Origin of the sequence: Collinsella aerofaciens (assembly GCF_028209625.1) — a bacterium.
GTDB lineage: Bacteria > Actinomycetota > Coriobacteriia > Coriobacteriales > Coriobacteriaceae > Collinsella > Collinsella aerofaciens_AM.
The window spans coordinates 282,172-304,091 of the sequence record NZ_JAQLDU010000001.1; the positions used below are offsets into that span (position 1 = coordinate 282,172).

Consider the following 21,920-nt stretch of genomic DNA (forward strand, 5'->3'; position numbering starts at 1 on the left):
TCGTCGAGGGACGCGAGGACTTTTTTGCGGCCGGACGATTACCGAGCTGCGAGCCGACGACCGGACGACTGGTCTGTCGAGCATGCCCGACAGACTTAGAGTGCGCGACGGTATTGCGTTGAGGTTTGGCAGGCGCGCCGGAACGCCCTCCGGCGCGGCGGAAGGTGGGTTTCGATGCTCTAGAAGCCGAGGAATTTAACTTCCGGTCTGAGCTCGATGCCATACGCCTCCCTCACCTTTTCGTGCACATGTCTAATAACCGCGGCAACGTCATCGGCCGAGGCAGTTCCGTTATTAACGATAAAATTAGCGTGAACGGGCGAAACTTCCGCGCCGCCAATCGAAAAACCCTTTAATCCACAATCCTCGATAAGCTTGCCCACACTCGCATCGGGCGGGTTGCGAAAGACAGACCCGCAGGATGCGCGACCCATGGGCTGCGTACGCTTGCGCCTTGTAAGGTACCGCTCCATGCGCTCGCGAATGTCGGCCTTGGGCGCCGGTTTAAGCTTGAGCACGCACTCGAGGATGATCTCATTGCGGGGAAGGCTACATTCGCGGTAGCCCCAAGTGATCTCGGACCCCGCATAATGCTTGATACCGGATGCCGGGTCAAACGTTACGACATCCTCAACCAGCGAGCCAATCCACTCGGTCCGTGTGCCGGCATTCATAGATATCGCACCGCCGACCGAACCAGGAATGCCAACGGCAAACTCAAGGCCCGAGAGGCTACGCGACAGGGCATCGTTGACCAGGCGCGCAAACATCACGCCCGCACCGACCGTCAGCGTACAACCGTCATCGGCAACAACCGTGCGCTGAAACTCACGTCCGAGCGAAATGACGGCACCGCGATAACCGCCATCGGCAACCAGCAGATTGGAGCCCTTGCCGATGATGACCCACGGCACCTGCTCGCGATCGAGCACCGCCACGGCGCGGCGGAGGGCATGATAGCTATGGCACGTCACAAAGAGGTCGGCCTTGCCGCCGATACGATAGCTCGTATGACGCGCAAGGCGCTCGTCCTCGATCACATCCGTGTCGATCATGCCCGAGAGCGCCATGACGGCGTTAAACAGACCCATTAGACTTAAGCGTCTTTCTTGGCAGTCAGATACTCAATGAACTCGGGACCGACGGTCGTAACGTCGCCGGCACCCATGGTGAGCAGCAGGTCGCCCTCGCCCACCATCTGCTCGAGCTCCTGATTGAGCTCAAGACGGCTGGAGCAGTACACGACCTCCTTGCCAGGATGCTTGGCGCGCACGGTATCGGCGAGCATCTTAGAGGTGACACCCGGAATGGGCATCTCGCCAGCCGAGAACACATCAATCAGCAGCAGTTTATCGGCATTGGCAAATGCATCGGCAAAGTCGTCGCACAGGGCCTGCAGGCGCGAATAGCGGTGCGGCTGGAACACGACATCGACGTGCTTGTAGCCCAGCGAGGAAGCGGCAGCAAGCGTCGCCTTGATCTCGGTGGGGTGATGGCCGTAATCATCGACCACGGTGATGCCATCGATATCGCCCACGTGGGTAAAGCGACGGCGGACGCCCTCAAAGCTCGAGAGCGCCTTGGCGGCGGCGTCGATGTCAAGGCCCAGGACATGGGCGACGGTGAGCACCGCCGTGGCGTTGAGCATGTTGTGGCGACCGGGGTTGCTCTTGATCTCCACAGCGTGCTCAGTGCCGTCCTCAAAGCGAACGATAAAGTCACTCTGGATGCCCTTGACATCCGGGTGCACGCAGACGATGTCGTTGCTCTCGGCAAAGCCGTAGGAAAGCACGTGACGGCCCGTCGACTTGGCGAGCTCGACCAGATGCGGGTCCTCACCACAGACGATGACGGTGCCGTCCTCGCCCACCAGGCTCATGAATTTGGCGAAAGTTGCCTCGATCTCCTCGATACCCGAGTAGTGATCGAGGTGGTCGGCCTCGACGTTGGTCACAATGACTACGTTGGGGTTCAGGAACAGGAAGGAGCTGTCGGACTCGTCGGCCTCGGCGACAAAGTAGTCGCCCGAGCCGTTCTTGCCGTTCGTGTCATAGCCCTCGACGATGCCGCCGATCAAGAAGCTCGGATCCAGACCCATGCGGTCGAGCATGGTGGCGCACATCGAAGACGTGGTGGTCTTGCCATGCGTGCCGGCAACAGCGACGGTAGTGTAGCCGTGGCCCAAAGCAGAGAGCATCTTGGCACGGGGCCACACGGGAATGCCCAGCTCGCGAGCGCGCACGAGCTCAGGGTTGGACTCCGGAATAGCGGTGGAGACAACAACCACGTCGGGCTTGACCTCGTCAATCGTGGCGGCCTCATGGCCCACATGCACCTTCACACCAGCGCGGGTAAGCTGGCGGATATAACGTGACGTCTTAAGGTCGGAGCCGGTAACGGCATAACCGCGCTCGTGCAGAACGAGGGCGATGCCACTCATGCCGGCGCCGCCGATACCGATAAAGTGGGCGCTCTTAAACTCGGGCGCGGAGGTTGCAGTCTGGGAATCAGCCATGTGCTCGTGTACTCCTTGCGTAAACACTGCCTGTAACCCGTTAACTGTACCGCACCTACCGCATCAGCGCGAGGGCGACCGACGATATCCCGTCTAACTAACGCAAACCCTCTACCGCATCCGCCAGAAGAGCGGCGGCCCTATCCTGAGCCAGACCGCGCGCCGCCTGACGCATGGCGTCGCGTGCCGCCGCGTCATCGACCAGGTGCAGCAGCTCATCGGCAAAGGCAGAACCGTCGATATCGGCATCGGCGCAGAGCACGCCAGCCCCGGCGTCGACCAGATAACGGGCATTGGTGGTTTGGTGGTCGGCCGTCGCATGCGGGTACGGCACGAGCACCGAAGGCACGGCGAGCGCAGCGATCTCGGCCACGCTCGATGCGCCCGAACGCGAGAGCACCAAATCGGCAGCAGCCAGCATGTCGCCCATGTTGTCGATGTAAGGCTGGACGCGGTAACGCTTCGCCTCCTCGGGCGTCAGCGCCAAAGCGCGCTCGGTCTCCTCAAAGCCGTCGGCACCCGTCGAATGCAACACATAGAGGTTCTTGCGCGAAAGCAGCTCGTTTTTGAGCGAAGCCACGCGCTCGTTGAGGTGCTGGGCGCCAAGTGAACCGCCAAAGACGAGCAGCAGCGTAGCGTCCTCGGGAACGCCAAGTGCCTTGCGGCCGCGAGCGCGATCGCCCTCGATCACCGAGCGACGTACGGGGTTGCCGGTCATGAGCACGTGGTCAGGGTCACCTTCGCGCTCAAAGACCGAGCGCGCTGCCGGCACCGAGATGCACACGCGAGCGGCGTGGGAGTTCATCATCTTGTTGGCCAGGCCCGGAACAGAGTTCTGCTCATGTAGCAGATACGGAACGCCTGCGCCCTTGCACCACCCCAGCAGCGGAACCTCGACATAGGCACCAAAACCGATGGCAGCATCGGGCTTGCCGACCTTTGAGAAATGACTGGCGAGCGCACGCTTGGCCTTGTTGACACGCCACAGCGAGGTCAGCGCCGTCCAGGGACGGGAGCGGTCGAAGCCCGTGACCGTAATGGGCACAAAATCAAACCCAGCCTCGGGGACCAGACGACCCTCGAGCTTGCGCGACTGGCCCACGAACACAACGTGGTGGCCACGGTCATGCAGCTCCTCGGCCAAAGCGAGCGCGGGGTTAATGTGTCCTGCCGTGCCGCCGGCTGCAATAGCAACGGTCATCTTATCGGTCATGGTAGTCCCTTCGTACACGCGGTCCCTGGTCGTCGGTGCGCAAACGCGCCGACGGGTCCGAGTTCAAATCGATTCGATTATATCCGCCGCCCGCGCTGCGAGGGCTGGGGCGCTGCGGACGACCTTGCGGCGCCGTCCGCGGACGTGGACGAGCTGCCGGCTCGGTCGCAGAGCCATCCAGAACGGTAAAGCCGTTACGCGAAGATCGCTCGCCGCGTACGTGGGGCACGCCGGCGGTACTCTCATCCATAACGGCAAAGCTCTCGCGGCGACGGTCGTACTCATCGCGACGGGCGCTCTCGTACGAAACGCGCAGGATCAGACCGGCAAGCATAAGCGACACAATAATCGACGAACCGCCGTAGCTAATAAACGGCAACGGTTTGCCCGTCATGGGAAACACGTTGAGGATGCCCAGCGCATTGATCAAAAACTGCACCGCGAGAATGACCGCGGAGCCAGACGCCATGAGCGCGCCCCGACGATCGGTCGCCTGCTCGGCAATGCGAAACGCCGAGTAGATTAGCATCGCAAACACCAAGAAGAACAGCACGGTTCCGACAAAACCGACTTCCTCGCCAATGATGGCCAGGATGTAGTCATTGTGCGCCTCGGGCAGATACGAGTACTTCATGGTTGAGTTGCCGATGCCACGGCCGAACAGACCGCCCGAGGCAAAGGCCATGATGGCAAGCGTGGCCTGATAGCCGTCACCATACTCGTCGGCCCAAGGGTTCAAGGCAACCTGAATACGCACCATACGGTACGGCTCTGCGACAAGCGCAATCACGATCACGAGAATGCCGAAGATTAGCACGCCGATGATAAATCTGGGGTCGAGACCCGCAAACAACGCCATGCACATGAGGGTCAACAGGATGATCAGGACGGTACCGAAATCGGGCTGGATAAAGATCAGAAAGAGCGAAATGCCCAGGTAGATGCCCATCTTGCGAAGGAATTCGTTGATGTTGCCACCGGGCGAAAAGAAGCGATCGAGCATGATGGCCGAATACGCAATGGCAAATGGCTTTAAAAACTCGGAAGGCTGGAACTGAATGCCGGCGATGTTGAGCCAGCGCGTGGCGCCACGGCTGCCGCTGCCCACCAAGAACACCAGAAACAGTAGCCCTATCATGCCTATGAGGAAGATCCTGAGCACGTCTTCCCCAAACCAACTGTCCGGCAAGATGCGCACGATGGCAACCATAGCCAGCACGCCAACTCCGGCAAACGCGGCTTGCCGAAACAGAAAAAACGTCGCCGAGCCATTCTCGTGCAGCGCCTCGACCGAAGACGCCGAGTACACCATCAGCAGGCCAAAGCACACCAAGGTAAACAGGCAGGCCATGAATATCAGACGGGGGCGCATGATACGGGCGGGAACGCCGGCAATATAGCGTTCGCTAAACGTCTGCCCGCCGCGACCGGAACGCGGTGTGCTGCGCCGCGAGGAAGCACGGTCCGAGTCGGGCCTCCTCATACCTTGTCGGGGGCTCTCCTCTCTCACCGGCAACCCCTATTCCATTTGCGATTTCGCCGCAGCGGCAAGCTGCGCCACATAGTCCTTAAACACGCGGCCGCGCTCCTCATAGCCCGAGAACTCATCGAACGAAGAGCAGGCAGGAGAAAGTAAGATCACGTCGCCACGGCTAGACAGCGAACGGGCAACGTCCACGGCATCGCGTAGGTCATCCGCCTGGGCGATATCCACATCGCCATCGACATCGGCCTCGTCCATAGCGGCGGTGAAGCGCTCGCGCGCATCGCCAAAGCAGACGACCGAGCGCACGTTATCCATAACAACGCGCGCGAAGTCCGTGAGCGGCGTGCCCTTATCGTGGCCGCCGAGCAGCAAGATCACGTCGTCATCGGGAAATGCCGTCAGTGCCTTCTCGACCGCGTCGGTGTTGGTCGCCTTGGAATCGTTGACGTAGCGCACACCGTCAATCTCGCCGCACGGCTCCACGCGATGCTCGAGCGGCTGGAACGAGGCCAGACCGCGGCGGACACCATCGACATCGGCACCGACGGCCAGAGCAGCCGTGGCGGCACATAAGGCATTGATGACATTGTGGTGGCCCGAGATCTTGAGCTCGGACGTGGCGACAAGCTGAGTCTCGACGCCCTTCAGGCGCACGACCATTTTGCCGTCGCGCACAAAGGCGGCGTCTGCACCCTCGGGCTCGTCAAAAGCGACCTTGCAGATGCGGCGACCCGGCGTATAGATGTACTCATCGAACTCGTGAATGCCGGCGTCTTCGACGTCGACAACCACCAGATCGTCATCGACCATATTGTCAAACAGCTTGATCTTGGCAAGCGCATAGTTCTTATGGCTCTTATGCCAGCCCAAGTGGTCGGGAGTGATGTTGAGCAGCACTGCCACGCGAGGGTGGAGCTCGGTGGTCGTAGCAATCTGATAGCTCGAGAGCTCAGCCACAAACCACTCGTTGTGGGCTCGGCCGTCAATCTCGTTGACCGGCGGCTCGCCGATGTTGCCGACAGCTACGCTGGCCTCGCCGGCAGCCTTGAGCAGATAATCAGTCAGCGACGTGGTGGTCGTCTTACCGTTGGTGCCCGTGATGGCAATCCAGTTATCGGGCGACAGGCGATAGGCAAACTCTGGCTCACCCATAATCTGAGCGGCATGTTCGCGCCCGGCCTTAAAGAAGCCCGAGAACTCCGAGATGCCCGGGCACGTCACGCATACGTCATAGGCGCCCTCGACCTGTTCGGTCCCATAGACAAACGACGCACCAGCAGCCTCGAGCGCACGCGTGGCGTCATTGGGCTCAGAGGTGCCGCCGCCATACACGGTAACGGCGCTTACGCGCTCTGGATGTGCCAGCGCCCAGCGGGCGACATCGAGGCCGGATTTGCCCTGACCCAAAACGAGCAGGCTAAAGACATCAGCAAGAGGCATGAAAGACCACTATCCCAACTGGAAGAACAGAGCAAGGCCAACGGCACCAAATGCCGCAGCGATAATCCAAAAACGGATGACGACCTTGGTCTCGGCCCAACCCTTCTTTTCGAAATGATGATGGATGGGCGCCATAAGGAAGACGCGCTTGTGCGTAAAGTGGAAGTAGACAACCTGAATCATGACCGACAGGGTCTCAACGATAAACAGGCCGCCGATGATGAGGGAGACGACCTCGGTGTTAGTCATGATGGACGTACAGGCAAACGCGGCGCCCAGAGCAAGCGAGCCGGTATCACCCATAAAGATGCTCGCCGGATAGCAGTTGAACCACAGAAAGCCCAAGCAGGCACCGGCACACGCGGTGCAGAAGATGGACAGGTTCACGTCTCCGTGCAAAAACGCCATGGCAGCCATGGCGAGCATGGCGATCATGGAGGTGCCGCCAGCAAGACCGTCAAGGCCATCGGTCAGGTTCACGGCATTAGAAAGACCGGCAATCATCAGCCAGCAAAAGACAATATAGAGCCACGGGAACGAATAGCCGCAGATGGTGGTCGAAAGCACGCCAAGGTCGATCGTCAACCCACCGGGAAAACGAATCTCGGGGGCGACACCGCACCAGTTGACGGCAAGTACCGTAAAGGTGACACAGATAATGGTTAGGCCGATCATCTTGGCATGGGGCGTCAGACCGAGCGAGCGCCCATGCGTAACGGAGGTCAGGTCGTCGATCAGGCCCAGCACGCCGGTCGCCAGCGTGGCGAGCAGCACGAGTACGAGCTCGGTGGTGAGCTTGCCCATCAGCAGGCAGGTCAGCGAGATCGCGACGAGGATGACAACGCCACCCATGGTGGGCGTTCCCTGCTTAACCAAATGACGCTTGGGGCCGTCGGCACGAACCTGCTGGCCGATACCCTCGACCTTGAGCAGCTTGATCCACCACGGCATGAGCAGCAGCGCAATGGCTGCGGCGATGCCAAGCCCCAAAAAAGCCTGATACGTTGGATACGAGGGATTGCCGAACATGGGCTAGCACACACCTTCCACAAAGCGGTCGAGCTCAACAAAGCGGGAACCCTTGACCAGTACAACATCATGTTTTTCAAGCGCGCCGCCCATGCGGTCGAGCACCTGCTGATAATCGGAGAACACCTGGATGCGGTCCTCGTCCATGCCCATCATGCGCGCGGCATCGGCCATAAGCTGGGCCAGCTCACCACCCACGCACGCCAGCATGTCGAGCTTCTTGGCGGCGGCATAGGCGCCCACGAGCTCATGCATGCGAGGAGCCTCATCGCCCATCTCGCCCATCTCGCCCAGGATCGCCATGCGAGACCCCGTGCACGAAAGCGAGCACAGCAGATCGAGGCCGGCTGCCATCGATTCGGCGCTGGCGTTATAGGAATCGTCGATGATGCGTGCACCGCTCTTGGCGCGCTTGATCTCCTGGCGGTGCCCGGTGATCGTGAGGCCCCTAAAGGCAGCATCGATCTGCTCGGGCGTCACGCCCAGGCGATAGGCAACCGCGGCGGCCTTAACGGCATTAGGAACGGACTGCACGCCGGGGATGGCAAGCATGGTATCGATTGTCTCGCCCTGACCAAAATCGAGCGTAAAGACCGGACGGCCCTCGTCATCAACGCGAACGTCGCGGGCGCGGACCTCATCATCGTCAGAGACACCGGCCAGCATCACGTCGATACCAGCAGGCTGGGCGAACGTATCGCGAATGAACGGCGTAAAGTCGTCCTCGCCGCCCAAAACCAGCAGCGGCAAATAGTCGCCGGCGGCGCACATGCCCTGTACAATCTCGGCCTTAGCGCGGGCGATGTTCTCGCGGCTGCCCAAAATGCCGATATGAGAGGTGCCGATCTTGCTCACGATGGCAAGGTTGGGATTGGCGGACTGGGACAGGCGCTCGATCTCGTGGAAATGGTTCATGCCCATCTCGAGCACCAGAACCTCGGTATCGGCCGGAGCGGAAAGCACCGTGAGCGGCATGCCGATCAGGTTATTGAAATTGCCCTTGGTGGCCCAGACACGATAGCGCTTGGCGAGCACAGCGGCGAGCACGTCCTTGGTCGTCGTCTTGCCGATGGAACCGGTAATGCCAACGACCAGGCAGCCAAGCTCCAGGCGATACGCATGCGCCAAACGCAGCAGAAACTCCTCGGGATCATCGGTCAGCAAGATGGCACAGCCCTTGTCCTGCGCCAGCGAGACCAGCTCGGCCTCGGGCTCACGCGTCATCACGACGGCGCCGGCACCCGACTGGACGGCACGGGAAGCAAAATCATTGCCGTCGACGTTTTCACCGGGAAAGGCGACGAAAATCGTCCCTTCCTCGACCTGGCGCGAGTCGATAACGCACCCGCGGCATACCCGATCGACTTCTCCCGTCACGGTTCGGGCCCCTGTTGCGGCCGCGAGGTTGTTGACGGCGATCTCTATCATTGCAGCTCCCCTGTAAACCTAAATAATGCTATCGGCGTATTGTATCCCAGCGCCGCGCATGCGTGGTGCAGGGCATGTGAACACCCCTCATATGGGACAACAAACCACGCCCCAAAGATTGTAACCCCCTACTTCGTGTGCGGGATACCTAGCACGTCGAGCGCGTTGGCCATAATGGACTGGAACGGCACCGCAGCGGCATCTGAGCCGCTCGGCGTTCCGTCGAGCGTGATATAGCACAGCACCTTGGGCGATTGTGCCGGTGCAAAGCCCATAAAGGACGACATGTAGTTCTCCTTGAGGTAGCCGCCGTTCTCGTCGGCACGTTCGGCCGTACCGGTCTTACCCGCCACGTCATAGCCGTCAACCGCGCCGCCAACGCCCGTTCCCTCCGACACGACCGTCTGCATGCACGATGTCACCTGGGATGCGGCGTCCTCCGAAATCGCGCGCTCGCCTTCGCCCCAGTCCTTCTCGTCGCCTTTGCTGGACTTATAGAAGTGCGGGGTCATCATCACGCCGCCGTTGGCGATGCCGCCCACGGCACGTGCGATCTCAATCGGCGAGACAGACAGCGCCTGTCCAAAGCTCATCGAGCCCAGCGTGGCGCCGTCATACTGGTCACGCTCCTTGACGATGCCCAGGCTCTCGCCCGGAAAATCGACACCAGAGCTGTGACCGATGCCCCACTTGTCCACATAGGCAGCAAAGTCGTCGGCACCGATCTTGCGCCCCACCAGGACAAATCCCACGTTGGACGAACGGCGCATCATCTCGCGCACATCCATGGTCATGGCGTAGTCGCGCTTGTCGGCATCGGTGACGGTATCGTCGCCCACCTTGATGCTCGCCGGCACCTCAAACGACGTACTCGACCGCACGACGCCCAAGTCGAAGCCGGCGCCCGCCACGAGCGTCTTAAAGACCGAGCCGGGCTCGTAGGCGTCGGTGACCAGGCGCAGGTTCATATCCTCGGTCTTGGCGTTTTCCAAATTGGTCTGGTCGTAGGTCGGATACGAGCAGGCTGCCAAGATCTCGCCTGTCGTAGGATCGGTGACCAGCGCCGAGCCGTTCTTGGCCTTTGTCTTCTCGACAGCCTCTGCCAGGGCATCCTCGGCCGCACGCTGGATATTGACGTCGAGCGTCGTCACGATATCAACGCCGTCGACCGCAGCCACCTTTTTATAGGCACCGCCCGCGATATAGCTGCCGTCCCTCGCGCGCTCGCGTACGAGAGAACCGTTCGTGCCGGTCAGAAGCTTGTTGTATTGCTTTTCGAGACCCGTCAAGCCGTCGTTGTCTACATTCACTACACCCAGCACCTGCGATGCCAGATTGCCGTATGGATATACGCGCTTCATGGCCTGCTCAAAAAGCACGCCGGGCAGGTTCTTCTTCTCCAGCGCCGCAGCGTCGTCTTCGTCCACCTGGCGCTTGATATACACCCAGGTTCCATCGGACTCAACGAGCTTGCGGCAGGTCTTTTTATCGATTCCAGTTGCCTTGACCAGCGCCGACACCGTCTTGTCAACATCCTCGACAAGCTGGGGGTTCACGGCGATGTTGCGACATTCGGCCGACGACGCCAGCACGTTACCGTTGCGGTCGTAGATGGTGCCACGTTTGGCATAGAGGGTCTGCGCAAGCAGGCGGCGCGCATCGGCACGCTCGCGCAGTTTATCGGCTTCGACAATTTGATAGTCGCCAAGGCGAAAGACGCCCAAGCCCAAGCCAAGCCCAATGAAGCCCATGACGGCTTTGCGGCGAGGCAGAGGCGTGCCCGTGAGCCATTCGGTCGACGAACTCTTGCGCGACCTGGTGTTATGCACTTGAGGGCCGCCCGAGCCGCGAAGTCGCGACGCCGGGTCGTTGCCACGGGACTGCCCGGCGTTGTAAGATTGCCGACCCGTTCCTTGATAACCAGAACGTCCCCGCGACGAGGGACGTCCAGAACCGCGGCCCCCATCGGAACCGCGGCGATAGTCATTTGTCATACTCAGCTACCGTCTTGCTACTGAGCGGTCGCGGTCGCGTTGGCGCCCGCGGCTGCATCCTGCGAAAAGTCAAGTGTAACGCTCTCGCTGGGCTCCACCATGCCATAAGCGCCCGCAAGGTCGCGAATGCGCGTGTCGGCGCCATAGACCGAATGCATGACCTCCAGGTCGGAGCTCTCATCGGTCGCCTTTTCGAGCGTATTGGTAAGCTCGGCGTTGCTGTTGAGCACCTGGGCCGTAACACCGGCGAGCGCCACGCGGGCGACGCCGATCGTCATGAAGATAGCCGCAATGATGCAAAACGTTTTAAGAACGCTCATGAAAACCGGGCTTACCGCCTGGTTTGCCTGACGGCCCGCGCCCGTGTAGACATCAAAGCGCGGCGTGCGCTGCTCACGGGGAGCAACGGGGGCCTGCGGCGTCTCACGATAGGCGGGCATGGCGTTCATATCATAGGCGAGTGCTGCGCTTGAAGTGTTGTAGCCCATGATATGCCGCCTCCCATCCCGAGTACGTTGGTAGTGTGTTTAAGCTTCGTTTATGGTGCGAGCGGGAGGTCCAATATCACGCGGTCGCGCCTACAGACGCTGCGCCACGCGGATTTTGGCTGATCTCGCCCGAGGGTTGCGCTCAACCTCATCAGGCTGTGCAACCAAGGGTTTGCGGGTGATGACCTTGAGTATCGGCACGTTGCCGCACACGCACACCGGAATCTCCGGCGGACACGTGCACCCCTGGCTCATCTCCTTAAAGTGGTTCTTTACGATACGGTCCTCGAGCGAGTGATATGAGATGACGCAGATACGTCCGCCCGGGTTGAGCCACCTGGTGGCGGCATCAAGCCCTCGTTCGAGCACATCGAGCTCGTGATTGACCTCGATGCGAATGGCCTGGAAACTTTTCTTGGCCGGGTGTCCGCCATGCCGACGAGCGGCAGCCGGGATACCCGCCTTGATGATCTCGACAAATTGGCCGGTGGTTTCGATCGGTTCTTGCTCGCGGCGGCGCACGATCTCGCGCGCGATCTGCGAGGCGAACTTCTCTTCGCCGTAGACGCGTAGAATCCGAGCGAGGTCGTGTTCGTTATAGGTGTTGATGACCTCAGCTGCGTTTAAGGTGTTATTACCCGGATCCATCCGCATGTCCAATGGGGCGTCCTCGTTATACGAAAAGCCCCTTCCAGGGATATCGAGTTGCGGTGACGAAACGCCCAAATCGAACAGGAAGCCATCGACCCCGGGCACCTCGGCCGAGCAAAGCAGCTCGTCCAAGTCGCCGAAGTTGCCCTTCAGCAGCTGGTGCGGAACGCCGGGAACCTCGCGGTCCAGACGGGCGCCAGCGGCCTCGAGGGCCATGTCGTCCTGATCGACGCCGAGCAAAAGACCCGTCTCCCCCACCTGCGCAGCCATCTTTACCGAATGGCCGGCACCGCCAAGGGTGCAATCGCAGACAACGGAGCCGCTCTTTAGCCGCAGCGACTCAAGCACTTCGCCGAGCATGACAGGTTCATGCCGATATTCTTGTGTCAAGATCCCACGCTCCATCCGTTACCCGTGCCTTGCCCTTACGAGAAGAAGAGGTCCAGCAGGGCCTCATCGTCATCGTCCTCATCGGCCGCGGCGCGATCCCAAACCTCAAGGTGGTCGTAGTTGCCCACAACCGTGACCTCGCGGTCGAGGTTCGCCTGCTTGCGGAGAGACTCGGAAAGACCGATACGACCGGCGCTGTCCACGTCCATCGACGTGGTGCGCTTGTTGATCGCCCTCATGAGCTTCTGGTCATTAATGTCACGCGGGTTAAAACCCTCGTGGCCCTCACGACCCGCGAAGAGTCCTTCGACCCACTTATCGAAGGCCTCGGCAGAGAACACGTACAGAGCATCGACATCCAGGGCTTTGAACACGCGAACGTGCTCTCCAAGCTCCTCGCGAAGGGGTGCAGGCAGGGACAGACGACCTTTTGCATCGAGATTGCGCTCGTATGCACCAGTCATTCCCATGTGCGCCCTCCCCTCGGTTACTCAGATGGCACGTACGCGGGGAACCACCCCGCCTGTCGACGTCATTAATAATATGGGGAACCGCCCCATTTTTCAACACCTTTCCCCACCCCTTCCCCCACCCCGCCCCACCACTCCACCCACCATATATTGCAAAACACCCCCAATCATATGTTCGAAAACACAATATGTTGTGTTTACAGCAACGGCGGGATGCCACCTGTGGCACCCCGCCTTTCAACCTCAACCTTCAAGTTGACCTTGAGGCGATTTTTGCGTCCCTTTACATGCCGTTCACATCGCCCCCAAACTCCCCCACCCAAGGCACATGCGGCCCGCCACCGCGACGACAAGTGGCAAAAAATGGGACGGACCCCAGATTGCCCATGCGCGCGCAAAAGCACGCCGCGGCAATCTGGGGCCCGTCCCCAAATACCTATAGATATGCAGGCCAGCGATGTGTTAACGATGTGCCAGCGGGTGCGCCGCCAGATAGACCTCGGTCAGTTGCGTACGATCGACATGCGTGTAGACCTGCGTGGTCGATATATCAGCATGTCCCAAGATCTCCTGTAGCACACGGAGGTCTGCACCGCCCGCAAGCATATGGGTGGCAAAGGAGTGACGCAGCGTATGGGGATGGAGTCCCACCAGCCCCACCTGGCGCCCGTAGCGCTCACAGATGGAATGGATGCCCTGGCGCGACAGACGGCGGCCGTTCTTATTTAAAAAGACCGCCGAGGTCTCGGTTCCGTGGGCATGGGCCGCCAAGCGAGAACGCCCCTCAGTTAAATAGAGCGTCAGAGCTCGCGCCGCGCTTCCCACCAGCGGGGACAGGCGTTCCTTTGAGCCCTTACCGCGAACGAGCACAAAGCCATCGTCGATATGGATATCGCCCACATCGAGCCCCACCAACTCGCTCACACGCAAGCCGCATCCGTAGAGCACTTCCAAGATGGCATGGTCGCGCAAGCCCATCTCGCCCTCGGGGAAGTCTTGATCGAGCAGCGCCGAGACATCCTCCACCGATAGATACTCCGGCAAACGCTCAGCCTTTTTAGGCAGGCGCAACGCCGCCGTTGGATTTTGGGCCACAATCCCATCGCGCACCAAAAAGGCATGCAGGCCCTTCACGGCCGCAAGCGCACGCTCCACCGAGGCATCGGAATAGCCCCCATCGCGACGGTCGGCGACAAAGCCCTCCACGACCTGACGAGTCGCCTCATCAAAAGACATGATGCCCGCCCGCTCCAGATAGGCGCAGTACGTCGTCAGGTCACGACGGTAGGCCGCAATCGTGTTGCGCGCCAAACCCCGCTCGACCGCGAGGTAATCGAGATACTCCCCCGCCGCCACGGCGAGCGACGAGGGAGTAGCTTCGGTATGTTCTTTGTTCGCCGGCACCCTTAGTCCGTAGCGAGGTTCATGGGCGTCACCTGTAGGCGATCGACACCCTCGTGCTGACCGATCGAGGCACGCACGAACTCTCGGAACAGCGGCTGCGGGTTGGTCGGACGGCTCTTGAACTCGGGGTGAGCCTGGGTTGCCACATACCACGGATGCACGTCGCGCGGCAGCTCGACCATCTCGACCAGGCGCTCGTCGGGTGAGAGGCCAGAGATAACCAAGCCGGCGTCCTCGAGCTGGTCGCGGAAGGCGTTGTTAAACTCAAAGCGGTGACGGTGACGCTCGTAGACGAGATCCTCGCCATATGCCTCGCGAGCGAGGGTATCGGCGGCGAGCTTGCACGGATAGGCGCCCAGACGCATGGTGCCGCCCTTCTCGGTCACATCCTCCTGCGAGCTCATCAGATCGATGACGCTAAACGGACCGTCCGGGTCGAACTCGGAGGAGCTGGCGCCGGCAAGGCCGACGACGTTGCGGGCGAACTCGCACACGGCCACCTGCATACCCAGGCAAATGCCCAGATACGGAATCTTGTGCTCGCGGGCAAACTCGGCCGCGAGGATCTTGCCCTCCAGGGCGCGCTTGCCAAAGCCGCCGGGGACCAGGATGCCCGAAGCGTCGCCCAGAACTTCGGAGACATTCTGCTCGTCGAGGCTCTCGCCGTCGACCAGCTGGACGTCCACATGGCGATCGTAGAAGACACCCGCATGGTGCAGGGCCTCGATAACCGACAGGTACGCATCGGGCAGCTGCGTGTACTTGCCAACGACGGCAATCTTCACCTTGTCGGCGTGATGGTTGGCGTGATTCTGTTTGCGCAGGAACTCGTTCCACTCGCTCATGTCGCGCTCACGCGGGTCCAGACCCAGGCGCTCGCAAATGCGCAGGTCAAAGTCCTGCTCGGCAAGCAGCTGCGGAACATCGTAAATGCTCGCGCAGTCCTCGTTGGTAAAGACGCAATCGGTGTCGACGTCGCAGAAGCTTGCGATCTTCCCGCGGATAGCGTCATCGATATGGTGGTCGGAGCGCAACACGATAATATCGGGCTGGATGCCAAAGCTGCGGAGCTCCTTGACGGAATGCTGCGTGGGCTTGGTCTTGACCTCGTGGGCGGCGGCGATATAGGGAACGAGCGACACGTGGATGTAGCAGACGTTCTCGGGGCCGGCCTCCTTGCGGTACTGACGAATGGCCTCGACAAACGGTTGGGACTCGATGTCGCCAATCGTGCCGCCCAGCTCGGTGATGACTACATCGGAGCCGGTCTGCTCCTCGATGCGGCGGAACTTATCCTTAATGGCATTGGTGACGTGAGGAATCACCTGCACGGTACCGCCTAAAAAGTCACCGCGACGCTCGCGGGCAATCAGGCTCTTATAGATGGCACCAGTCGTAAAGTTGGAATCGCGGGTCAGGTTCTCGTCGATAAAGCGCTCGTAGTGGCCCAGGTCCAGATCGGACTCGTAGCCGTCCTCGGTCACAAAGACCTCGCCATGCTGGAACGGGCTCATGGTGCCGGGGTCGACGTTCAGATACGGGTCGGCCTTTTGCATCGTTACCTTGTACCCGCGCGACTTGAGCAGACGGCCCAGCGAGGCCGCGGTAATACCCTTGCCCAGAGACGAAACCACGCCGCCGGTCACGAACACATGCTTGGTCATATTGAGTTACCTGCGCTTCCCGTAGAAGTTGTCCATACACATCTTACGGGTCTTCATTGTAATACTCGCGACGCACGCCGCACGCAATTTTTCTTACGCGCAATAGCATTTCTCCATCTTGAAACAAAACGCCGCCCGGTTTCCCAGGCGGCGTCGCTATGGCAAGGGTTACATGCTGCTATCGATCAGCAACCTCGTCCTCAAGCATTTCTTGAACGAGCATGCCGGTACGGACGCCCTCAAGATACCACTCACCACGTTCGGTGAGGCAAATGCCATTTGCAAGCTGACCGCCGTCGTCGCTATAACGCGAGACGACATCAATCATACCTTCGGAATCCAAGCGATCGATTGCGGCGCGGGCACGATACGGCGAAACCCCCACGCGCTCGGCAAGCGTTTTGCGCGAGAAACCATACGGCCCGCCATTGTCTTCGGTTTGCTGGTCGATCTCCATCAACACCAGCACCTCGACACGCTTCATATCGTTAACACTCGCACGACCCTTGCCCGCCATAGCAGCCTCCTCAAACCGAGCACGAGCATCTAACGCGCCGTGCGCGACCGACACACCTCACGATGGCAGGTAATATCCATCATGCGGCATCCCGCTAAGGATGAAACAGTTACGGTTATTGTATACCGCTCAAATTGTTTCTAGGCAGGTAAACAGCTATTTTTCGCCGAAATAGACGCTTTATTGATCAAAAAGCCGTACCGGGCGCTAACCCGATACGGCCAAAATGCAATGCAATTACCGCGGTGCTTCAAACTTAGCGATGGAAGAAACCGCGGCGCTCAAACTTGGGCTCGCAGCACACGTTGATACCCAGTTTGCGCAGTACCGTCTCGTCCGTCGGCGAGATAATCACGCTAAAGAAGGCATCGCAACCGCGCAGCTGCTCCAGGCCCGAAAGGACGCGAGCGGCCGTCTCACTCGTGGCCGAGGTGATCGACAGCGCCATAAGCGTCTCGTCGGTGTGGAGGCGCGGGTTTTTGCTGCCCAGGAAATGCGTCTTGAGCTTGCTGATGGGCTCGATCGCCTCATCGCTAATGACCTCGAGCTCAAGGTCGACGCCCGAGACATGCTTGAGGGCGTTCATAATGAGCGAACTTGCGGCGCCCAGGCGCGTGGAGGTCTTACCGGTCACCACGGAGCCATCGGGCATGACCATGGCACCCACGGGACCACCCGTCAGCTGCTCCCTGGTGAGGGCCGCCGAGCGCGCCGGTGAGTAGTTCTTATCGATGCCGGCTTTCTTCATAATAATCTTGAGACGGTCGACTTGCTCATCGCCCACGCCGGTACGGCGCACATTTTCGACCGCGGTAAAGTAGCGGCGAACGATCTCCATCTTGGAAGCGTCGCGGCAGGCATCGTCATCGGTGATGGCAAAGCCGACCATATTGACGCCCATGTCCGTAGGGCTCTGGTAGGGGCTCTTGCCCAGGATCTTTTCCATCAGGGCACGGACTACCGGGAAGGCCTCGACGTCGCGGTTGTAGTTGACCGTGGTCTTGTTGTAGGCCTCCAGGTGGAAGGAGTCGATGATATTGGCGTCATCGAGGTCAGCCGTGGCGGCCTCGTAGGCAATATTGACCGGATGCGTCAGAGGAAGATTCCAGACCGGGAAGGTCTCGAACTTGGCATAGCCGGCGGCCGTGCCATGCTTGTGCTCGTGATAGAGCTGAGACAGGCAGGTGGCAAGCTTGCCCGAGCCAGGACCGGGGGCAGTGACCACAACGAGCGGTCGGGTGGTCTCGACAAACTCGTTCTTGCCATAGCCATCGTCGGACACGATCAGATCGACATCGTGCGGATACCCCTCGATGGGATAGTGCAGCTTGGCGGGAATACCGAGCGCGTTCAGGCGGTTGCGGAACACATCGGCAGCGGGCTGGCCGGCGTACTGGGTGATGACCACAGCCGCGACGGCAAAGCCGTTGCCGCGGAACAGGTCGACCAGGCGCAAAACGTCCTCGTCATAGGTAATGCCCAGGTCACCGCGAGCCTTGTTCTTCTCGATGTGGTTCGCGTTAATGGCGATGATGACCTCGACGTCGTCGGCTATGCTCTTGAGCATGCGAAACTTGCTGTCCGGCTCAAAACCCGGCAGCACGCGGCTCGCGTGATAGTCGTCAAACAGCTTGCCGCCAAACTCCAAATACAGCTTGCCGCCAAACTGCGAGATGCGCTCCTTAATATGAGCGGCCTGCAGCTCGATATATTTCGCGTTGTCGAAACCCTGGCGCATGTATGGCTCCCGTCCCGTTTTGTAAATTAAGTTCCTACGCGATTATAACGGAGCCTGCCCTCCCCGATGCCCAGGCCGTCAACAGGCACCAACCAAACACGCCCACCGCAACCGCCGGGGACCCGGGGTGGCTCATTTGGAACGGGAAACAAGGCACTCAGCACCAACAATGAAAACGTCGCAGGTTAAGCATAAGCCAGCGAAAGCCCGCCAGAGTAGGCAAAGCGCCCCTGCACCAACAATGGAAAGCGCCGCAGGCAGAGGGCGGACAGCGAGCGCCGTCCAGGACGTACAAGTTGGCATGAAAAAGGCAAGGCATAGACCTTTTGGTCATGCCTTGCCTTTTGAATGACAAATTGTCGTCCTGGGCGGCGCGCAGCGTCGACCGGTTCCGGCGTTTGGTAAAACGCCGGAACGCAAGTCGCCCCCTCCCGCGCACGGAACGGGAGGGGGCTAAAGGTAGGAGTCTACCGGTGGGTTGACCCCACCGGACAGACGATGACCAGATGATCCTTTACAGGATCGTCAAGGTTTCCGTGGGGTACCCGTTGGGTACTTAGATCATCACGCAAGCGATGGTCAGGATGATGGCGCAGACGACGGAGAGAGCGACGATGAGCTTAAGAGCAAACTTGAGCCAGGTCGTCCACTCGATCTTGGCCAGGGCAAGACCGCCCATGATGGCGCCGGAAGTCGGGGTGAACAGGTTCACGATGCCGATGGCGGCGGAGTAGATCATGACCATGACCTCGGGCGAGAAGCCGAGCTTAACAGCCAGCGGTCCCATGATGGGCATGGACACGGTAGCCATACCAGAGGTCGAGGGGATCAGGAAGGACAGGCCGAAGTAGACCAGGAAGCTCATGGGAGCGAAGATCACGCCGGACAGGCCAGCCAGAGCATTGGCGGCAGCGTCGAGGACGTAGACGTCGAGGCCGGTGCTAGCCATGAGGACGGAGATACCACGGGCAAGAGCGATGACGAGGACAACGGACATCATGTCGGCAGCGCCGGTGATGAAGGTGTTGACGATCTGCTTCTCGGACAGGCCGCCGATAATACCGATCAGGACAGCCATGAGGAAGAACCAGGTGGAAGCCTCGTCGAAGTACCACTGGCCAATGGGCAGGCCGGTGATCAGGGCAGACCAGCCCTGAACGATGGCGTTACCGTCGGCGTCATAGACAGCGCCAGCATCGAAGAAGTTGGCGACGCCCTCGTTGAGGTCGGCTAGCGGAATGAAGCCGACGATCATGACGACGAAGGTGAAGGCAAAGGCGATCAGAACACCCTTCTGACGACCGGTGAGCTTGACCTCCTTGTTAACCTCGGAAGCAGCCTTGCCGTGAGTCTCTTCGGCGTCCTTGAGCTCCTGCATCGAAAGGATGGTGGAACCCTTGTCAGCCTTAACCTTCTTGGCATAGTTCATGACGAAGAAGATGGACATGCCGGTGGTAACAATCCACAGGACGGCACCGAGGCCGATGATGATGGACTGGTTGACCTCGATGCCAACGCCGGTCAGAGCGTCGACGGCAGCGCCGACGGCGAACGGGTTAACCGTGGAGCCGAGGCAGCCGCAGCCAGCGCCGAGCAGGACGGTAGCGGCGCCGACCATGGGGTCGAAGCCAGCAGCCATCATCGTAGCGGCGAGCAGGGCGTAGAAGGGAACAGTCTCCTCGCACATACCATAGGTGGTACCACCGAGGGAGAAGATGAGCATCAGCACGGGAACGAGCATGATCTCATTGCCCTTAAGCTTCTGCACCAGAACGGCAATGCCGTTGTCCAAGGCGCCGGTTTCGGTCATCATGCCGAGGAAGCCGCCGAGGATCATAACGAAGAGGCAAACGGGCAGAGCGTCGGCGAAGCCCTTGACAGGGGCGGTGCAGAAATCGCTCAGGCGGGCAGCGGTAACCTCGCCACCGGACGTACCGGAGACGATAACGGTAATAACCGCGACAATTGCCAGCAGAGCAAGAAGAATGGTGAACGATGAAGGCATACCGCGCTTTTTCTTAGCGGTCTCAGTCATAGTTCTCATCCCCCCTTCATAAATCATTTACTGATCTCGCCCGAAGCGGCTCTTCCGTGCCGTGCATGTCGCTCGGTGCGAGATTTTTACCAGACAAAAGCGCTCGGGGTGCGCAGCAATACACCCCGAGCGAGATGCTAGATGCTCTTACTTGAGCGTGGCGTACATGACAGCCTTGATGGTGTGCATGCGGTTCTCGGCCTCGTCGAAGACCTTGGAAGCGGGGCTCTCGAAGACCTCGTCAGTGACCTCCTGCTCGGTGATGCCGAACTGCTCGCACTTCTCGGCGCCAATCGTGGTGTTGGTGTCGTGGAAGCTGGGCAGGCAGTGCAGGAAGATGGCACCCGGGTTGGCCATAGCCATGACCTCAGAGGTAACGCGATACGGGGTGAGCTGAGCGATGCGCTCGGCCCAGACCTCGTCAGGCTCGCCCATGGAGACCCACACGTCGGTGTAGAGAACGTCGGCACCGGTGACGCCGTCCTTGACGTCGGTGGTCAGCTTGATGGTGCAGCCGTTAGCCTCAGCGATGGGCTTGCAGGCCTCGATGACGTCGTCAGCGGGCATGCACTCCTCGGGGCCGCAGGCCACGAAGTTCATGCCGAGCTTGGAGCAGACGACCATGAGGGAGCGGGCAACGTTGTTCTTGCAGTCGCCCATGAAGACGAGGGTCTTGCCCTTGATGTCGTAGTTGAAGTTCTCCTGGACGGTCAGGATGTCGGCGAGCATCTGGGTGGGATGCCACTCAGTGGTCAGGCCGTTCCACACAGGCACGCCGGACTTAGCAGCGAGCTCCTCGACGTCGTCCTGGGCAAAGCCACGGAACTCGATGCCATCATACATGCGGCCGAGAACGCGGGCGGTATCCTCGATGGACTCCTTCTTGCCCATCTGCGACGAACCCGGATCGAGGTAGGTGACGCCCATGCCCAGATCCATGCCGCCGACCTCGAAGGCGCAGCGGGTACGAGTGGAGGTCTTCTGGAAGAGCAGAACGATGTTCTTGCCCTCGAGATAGCGGTGCGGAACGCCAGCGCGCTTCATGTCCTTGAAGTTCTTGGAGAGCTTGAGCAGGTACTCGATCTCCTCGGTGGTGAGGTCGAGGAGCTTGAGGAAGCTACGGCCGGAGAGGTTAACACCCATGGTTCGTTTCCTTTCGAAGAAATGAATTACGTAAGTATTAGTGTCGCCCGTTTGACGGGCGAAACCGGTGCGGTTGTAGGGAGACCGCACCGGAAACGGAAAGACTTAGAGGTCCTCGCGCCAGAAGGGCATGCTCATGCAGCGCGGGCCGCCACGGCCGCGGGAGAGCTCGGCGGAGGGCACGACGAGAAGGTCCAGGCCCTCCTTGTACAGCACGTCGTTGGTGACGGTGTTGCGGGCGTAGACGCAGATCTTGCCGGGCTCGACGCACAGGGTGTTGGAGCCGTCGTTCCACTGCTCGCGGGAGGCCGCGAT

General features: G+C 60.2%; 18 protein-coding genes. All 18 read right to left on the bottom strand.

What is annotated here, in order from left to right; genetic code table 11:
- Positions 1-179: 179 nt before the first annotated feature.
- Positions 180-1,091 (bottom strand): UDP-N-acetylmuramate dehydrogenase, encoded by a 912-nt coding sequence (murB, locus tag PMW70_RS01250; protein WP_271743649.1) that lies wholly within the window; start codon positions 1,089-1,091, stop codon positions 180-182.
- 5 nt (positions 1,092-1,096) lie between these two features.
- Complete coding sequence (gene murC / locus PMW70_RS01255; protein WP_099431529.1) at positions 1,097-2,515, bottom strand: UDP-N-acetylmuramate--L-alanine ligase; 1,419 nt, start codon at positions 2,513-2,515, stop codon at positions 1,097-1,099.
- 97 nt (positions 2,516-2,612) lie between these two features.
- Entirely contained in the window at positions 2,613-3,728 is a 1,116-nt protein-coding gene (gene murG / locus PMW70_RS01260) for an undecaprenyldiphospho-muramoylpentapeptide beta-N-acetylglucosaminyltransferase (RefSeq protein ID WP_271743650.1), read from the bottom strand.
- Positions 3,718-5,211 carry a putative lipid II flippase FtsW gene (ftsW, locus tag PMW70_RS01265; RefSeq protein WP_271743651.1) on the bottom strand — a complete coding sequence of 498 codons (1,494 nt, stop codon included), beginning with the start codon at positions 5,209-5,211 and terminating at the stop codon, positions 3,718-3,720. The genes murG and ftsW overlap by 11 nt, the downstream gene beginning before the upstream one ends.
- Before the next feature lie 36 nt (positions 5,212-5,247).
- The gene (gene murD / locus PMW70_RS01270; RefSeq protein WP_089571580.1) at positions 5,248-6,654 is read right to left on the bottom strand and encodes a UDP-N-acetylmuramoyl-L-alanine--D-glutamate ligase; all 1,407 of its coding nucleotides are present in this window, start codon (positions 6,652-6,654) and stop codon (positions 5,248-5,250) included.
- A 9-nt stretch (positions 6,655-6,663) separates the two neighbouring features.
- Positions 6,664-7,683 carry a phospho-N-acetylmuramoyl-pentapeptide-transferase gene (mraY, locus tag PMW70_RS01275; protein ID WP_089571579.1) on the bottom strand — a complete coding sequence of 340 codons (1,020 nt, stop codon included), beginning with the start codon at positions 7,681-7,683 and terminating at the stop codon, positions 6,664-6,666.
- Between the two features lie 3 nt (positions 7,684-7,686).
- Positions 7,687-9,111: a UDP-N-acetylmuramoyl-tripeptide--D-alanyl-D-alanine ligase gene (locus tag PMW70_RS01280; RefSeq protein WP_117584228.1), complete on the bottom strand. Its 1,425-nt coding sequence runs from the start codon at positions 9,109-9,111 to the stop codon at positions 7,687-7,689.
- Between the two features lie 128 nt (positions 9,112-9,239).
- Positions 9,240-10,940 (bottom strand): peptidoglycan D,D-transpeptidase FtsI family protein, encoded by a 1,701-nt coding sequence (locus PMW70_RS01285; protein ID WP_334203902.1) that lies wholly within the window; start codon positions 10,938-10,940, stop codon positions 9,240-9,242.
- A 182-nt stretch (positions 10,941-11,122) separates the two neighbouring features.
- Positions 11,123-11,593, bottom strand: coding sequence for a hypothetical protein (locus PMW70_RS01290; RefSeq protein WP_022094483.1), 471 nt, complete (start codon positions 11,591-11,593; stop codon positions 11,123-11,125).
- Between the two features lie 90 nt (positions 11,594-11,683).
- Complete coding sequence (gene rsmH / locus PMW70_RS01295; protein WP_006234266.1) at positions 11,684-12,649, bottom strand: 16S rRNA (cytosine(1402)-N(4))-methyltransferase RsmH; 966 nt, start codon at positions 12,647-12,649, stop codon at positions 11,684-11,686.
- Between the two features lie 20 nt (positions 12,650-12,669).
- A complete protein-coding gene (locus tag PMW70_RS01300) occupies positions 12,670-13,104 on the bottom strand; it encodes a division/cell wall cluster transcriptional repressor MraZ (protein WP_006234269.1) in 435 nt (144 codons plus the stop codon).
- A gap of 462 nt (positions 13,105-13,566) precedes the next feature.
- Entirely contained in the window at positions 13,567-14,508 is a 942-nt protein-coding gene (gene xerD / locus PMW70_RS01305; RefSeq protein ID WP_271743652.1) for a site-specific tyrosine recombinase XerD, read from the bottom strand.
- 2 nt (positions 14,509-14,510) lie between these two features.
- The gene (locus PMW70_RS01310; protein WP_055252564.1) at positions 14,511-16,172 is read right to left on the bottom strand and encodes a CTP synthase; all 1,662 of its coding nucleotides are present in this window, start codon (positions 16,170-16,172) and stop codon (positions 14,511-14,513) included.
- A gap of 178 nt (positions 16,173-16,350) precedes the next feature.
- On the bottom strand, positions 16,351-16,689 hold the full coding sequence (locus PMW70_RS01315; protein ID WP_040358312.1) for a helix-turn-helix domain-containing protein: 339 nt from the start codon (positions 16,687-16,689) through the stop codon (positions 16,351-16,353).
- Between the two features lie 256 nt (positions 16,690-16,945).
- Positions 16,946-18,427: a DUF1846 domain-containing protein gene (locus PMW70_RS01320; RefSeq protein WP_006234276.1), complete on the bottom strand. Its 1,482-nt coding sequence runs from the start codon at positions 18,425-18,427 to the stop codon at positions 16,946-16,948.
- Positions 18,428-18,983: 556 nt separating this feature from the next.
- Positions 18,984-20,471: a YfcC family protein gene (locus PMW70_RS01325; protein ID WP_370448068.1), complete on the bottom strand. Its 1,488-nt coding sequence runs from the start codon at positions 20,469-20,471 to the stop codon at positions 18,984-18,986.
- Between the two features lie 138 nt (positions 20,472-20,609).
- Positions 20,610-21,605 (bottom strand): ornithine carbamoyltransferase, encoded by a 996-nt coding sequence (gene argF / locus PMW70_RS01330; RefSeq protein ID WP_117584234.1) that lies wholly within the window; start codon positions 21,603-21,605, stop codon positions 20,610-20,612.
- Between the two features lie 105 nt (positions 21,606-21,710).
- The coding region (locus PMW70_RS01335; protein ID WP_271743653.1) for an arginine deiminase family protein at positions 21,711-21,920 on the bottom strand (210 nt) is incomplete at its 5' end.

Excerpts from the sequence above, each read along its gene's own strand:
- murB (WP_271743649.1), bottom strand. The coding sequence starts at position 1,091 with ATGGGTCTGTTTAACGCCGTCATGGCGCTCTCGGGCATGATCGACACG.
- murC (WP_099431529.1), bottom strand. The coding sequence starts at position 2,515 with ATGGCTGATTCCCAGACTGCAACCTCCGCGCCCGAGTTTAAGAGCGCC.
- murG (WP_271743650.1), bottom strand. The coding sequence starts at position 3,728 with ATGACCGATAAGATGACCGTTGCTATTGCAGCCGGCGGCACGGCAGGA.
- ftsW (WP_271743651.1), bottom strand. The coding sequence starts at position 5,211 with ATGAGGAGGCCCGACTCGGACCGTGCTTCCTCGCGGCGCAGCACACCG.
- murD (WP_089571580.1), bottom strand. The coding sequence starts at position 6,654 with ATGCCTCTTGCTGATGTCTTTAGCCTGCTCGTTTTGGGTCAGGGCAAA.
- mraY (WP_089571579.1), bottom strand. The coding sequence starts at position 7,683 with ATGTTCGGCAATCCCTCGTATCCAACGTATCAGGCTTTTTTGGGGCTT.
- PMW70_RS01280 (WP_117584228.1), bottom strand. The coding sequence starts at position 9,111 with ATGATAGAGATCGCCGTCAACAACCTCGCGGCCGCAACAGGGGCCCGA.
- PMW70_RS01290 (WP_022094483.1), bottom strand. The coding sequence starts at position 11,593 with ATGGGCTACAACACTTCAAGCGCAGCACTCGCCTATGATATGAACGCC.
- rsmH (WP_006234266.1), bottom strand. The coding sequence starts at position 12,649 with ATGGAGCGTGGGATCTTGACACAAGAATATCGGCATGAACCTGTCATG.
- PMW70_RS01300 (WP_006234269.1), bottom strand. The coding sequence starts at position 13,104 with ATGGGAATGACTGGTGCATACGAGCGCAATCTCGATGCAAAAGGTCGT.
- PMW70_RS01310 (WP_055252564.1), bottom strand. The coding sequence starts at position 16,172 with ATGACCAAGCATGTGTTCGTGACCGGCGGCGTGGTTTCGTCTCTGGGC.
- PMW70_RS01315 (WP_040358312.1), bottom strand. The coding sequence starts at position 16,689 with ATGGCGGGCAAGGGTCGTGCGAGTGTTAACGATATGAAGCGTGTCGAG.
- PMW70_RS01320 (WP_006234276.1), bottom strand. The coding sequence starts at position 18,427 with ATGCGCCAGGGTTTCGACAACGCGAAATATATCGAGCTGCAGGCCGCT.
- PMW70_RS01325 (WP_370448068.1), bottom strand. The coding sequence starts at position 20,471 with ATGAGAACTATGACTGAGACCGCTAAGAAAAAGCGCGGTATGCCTTCA.
- argF (WP_117584234.1), bottom strand. The coding sequence starts at position 21,605 with ATGGGTGTTAACCTCTCCGGCCGTAGCTTCCTCAAGCTCCTCGACCTC.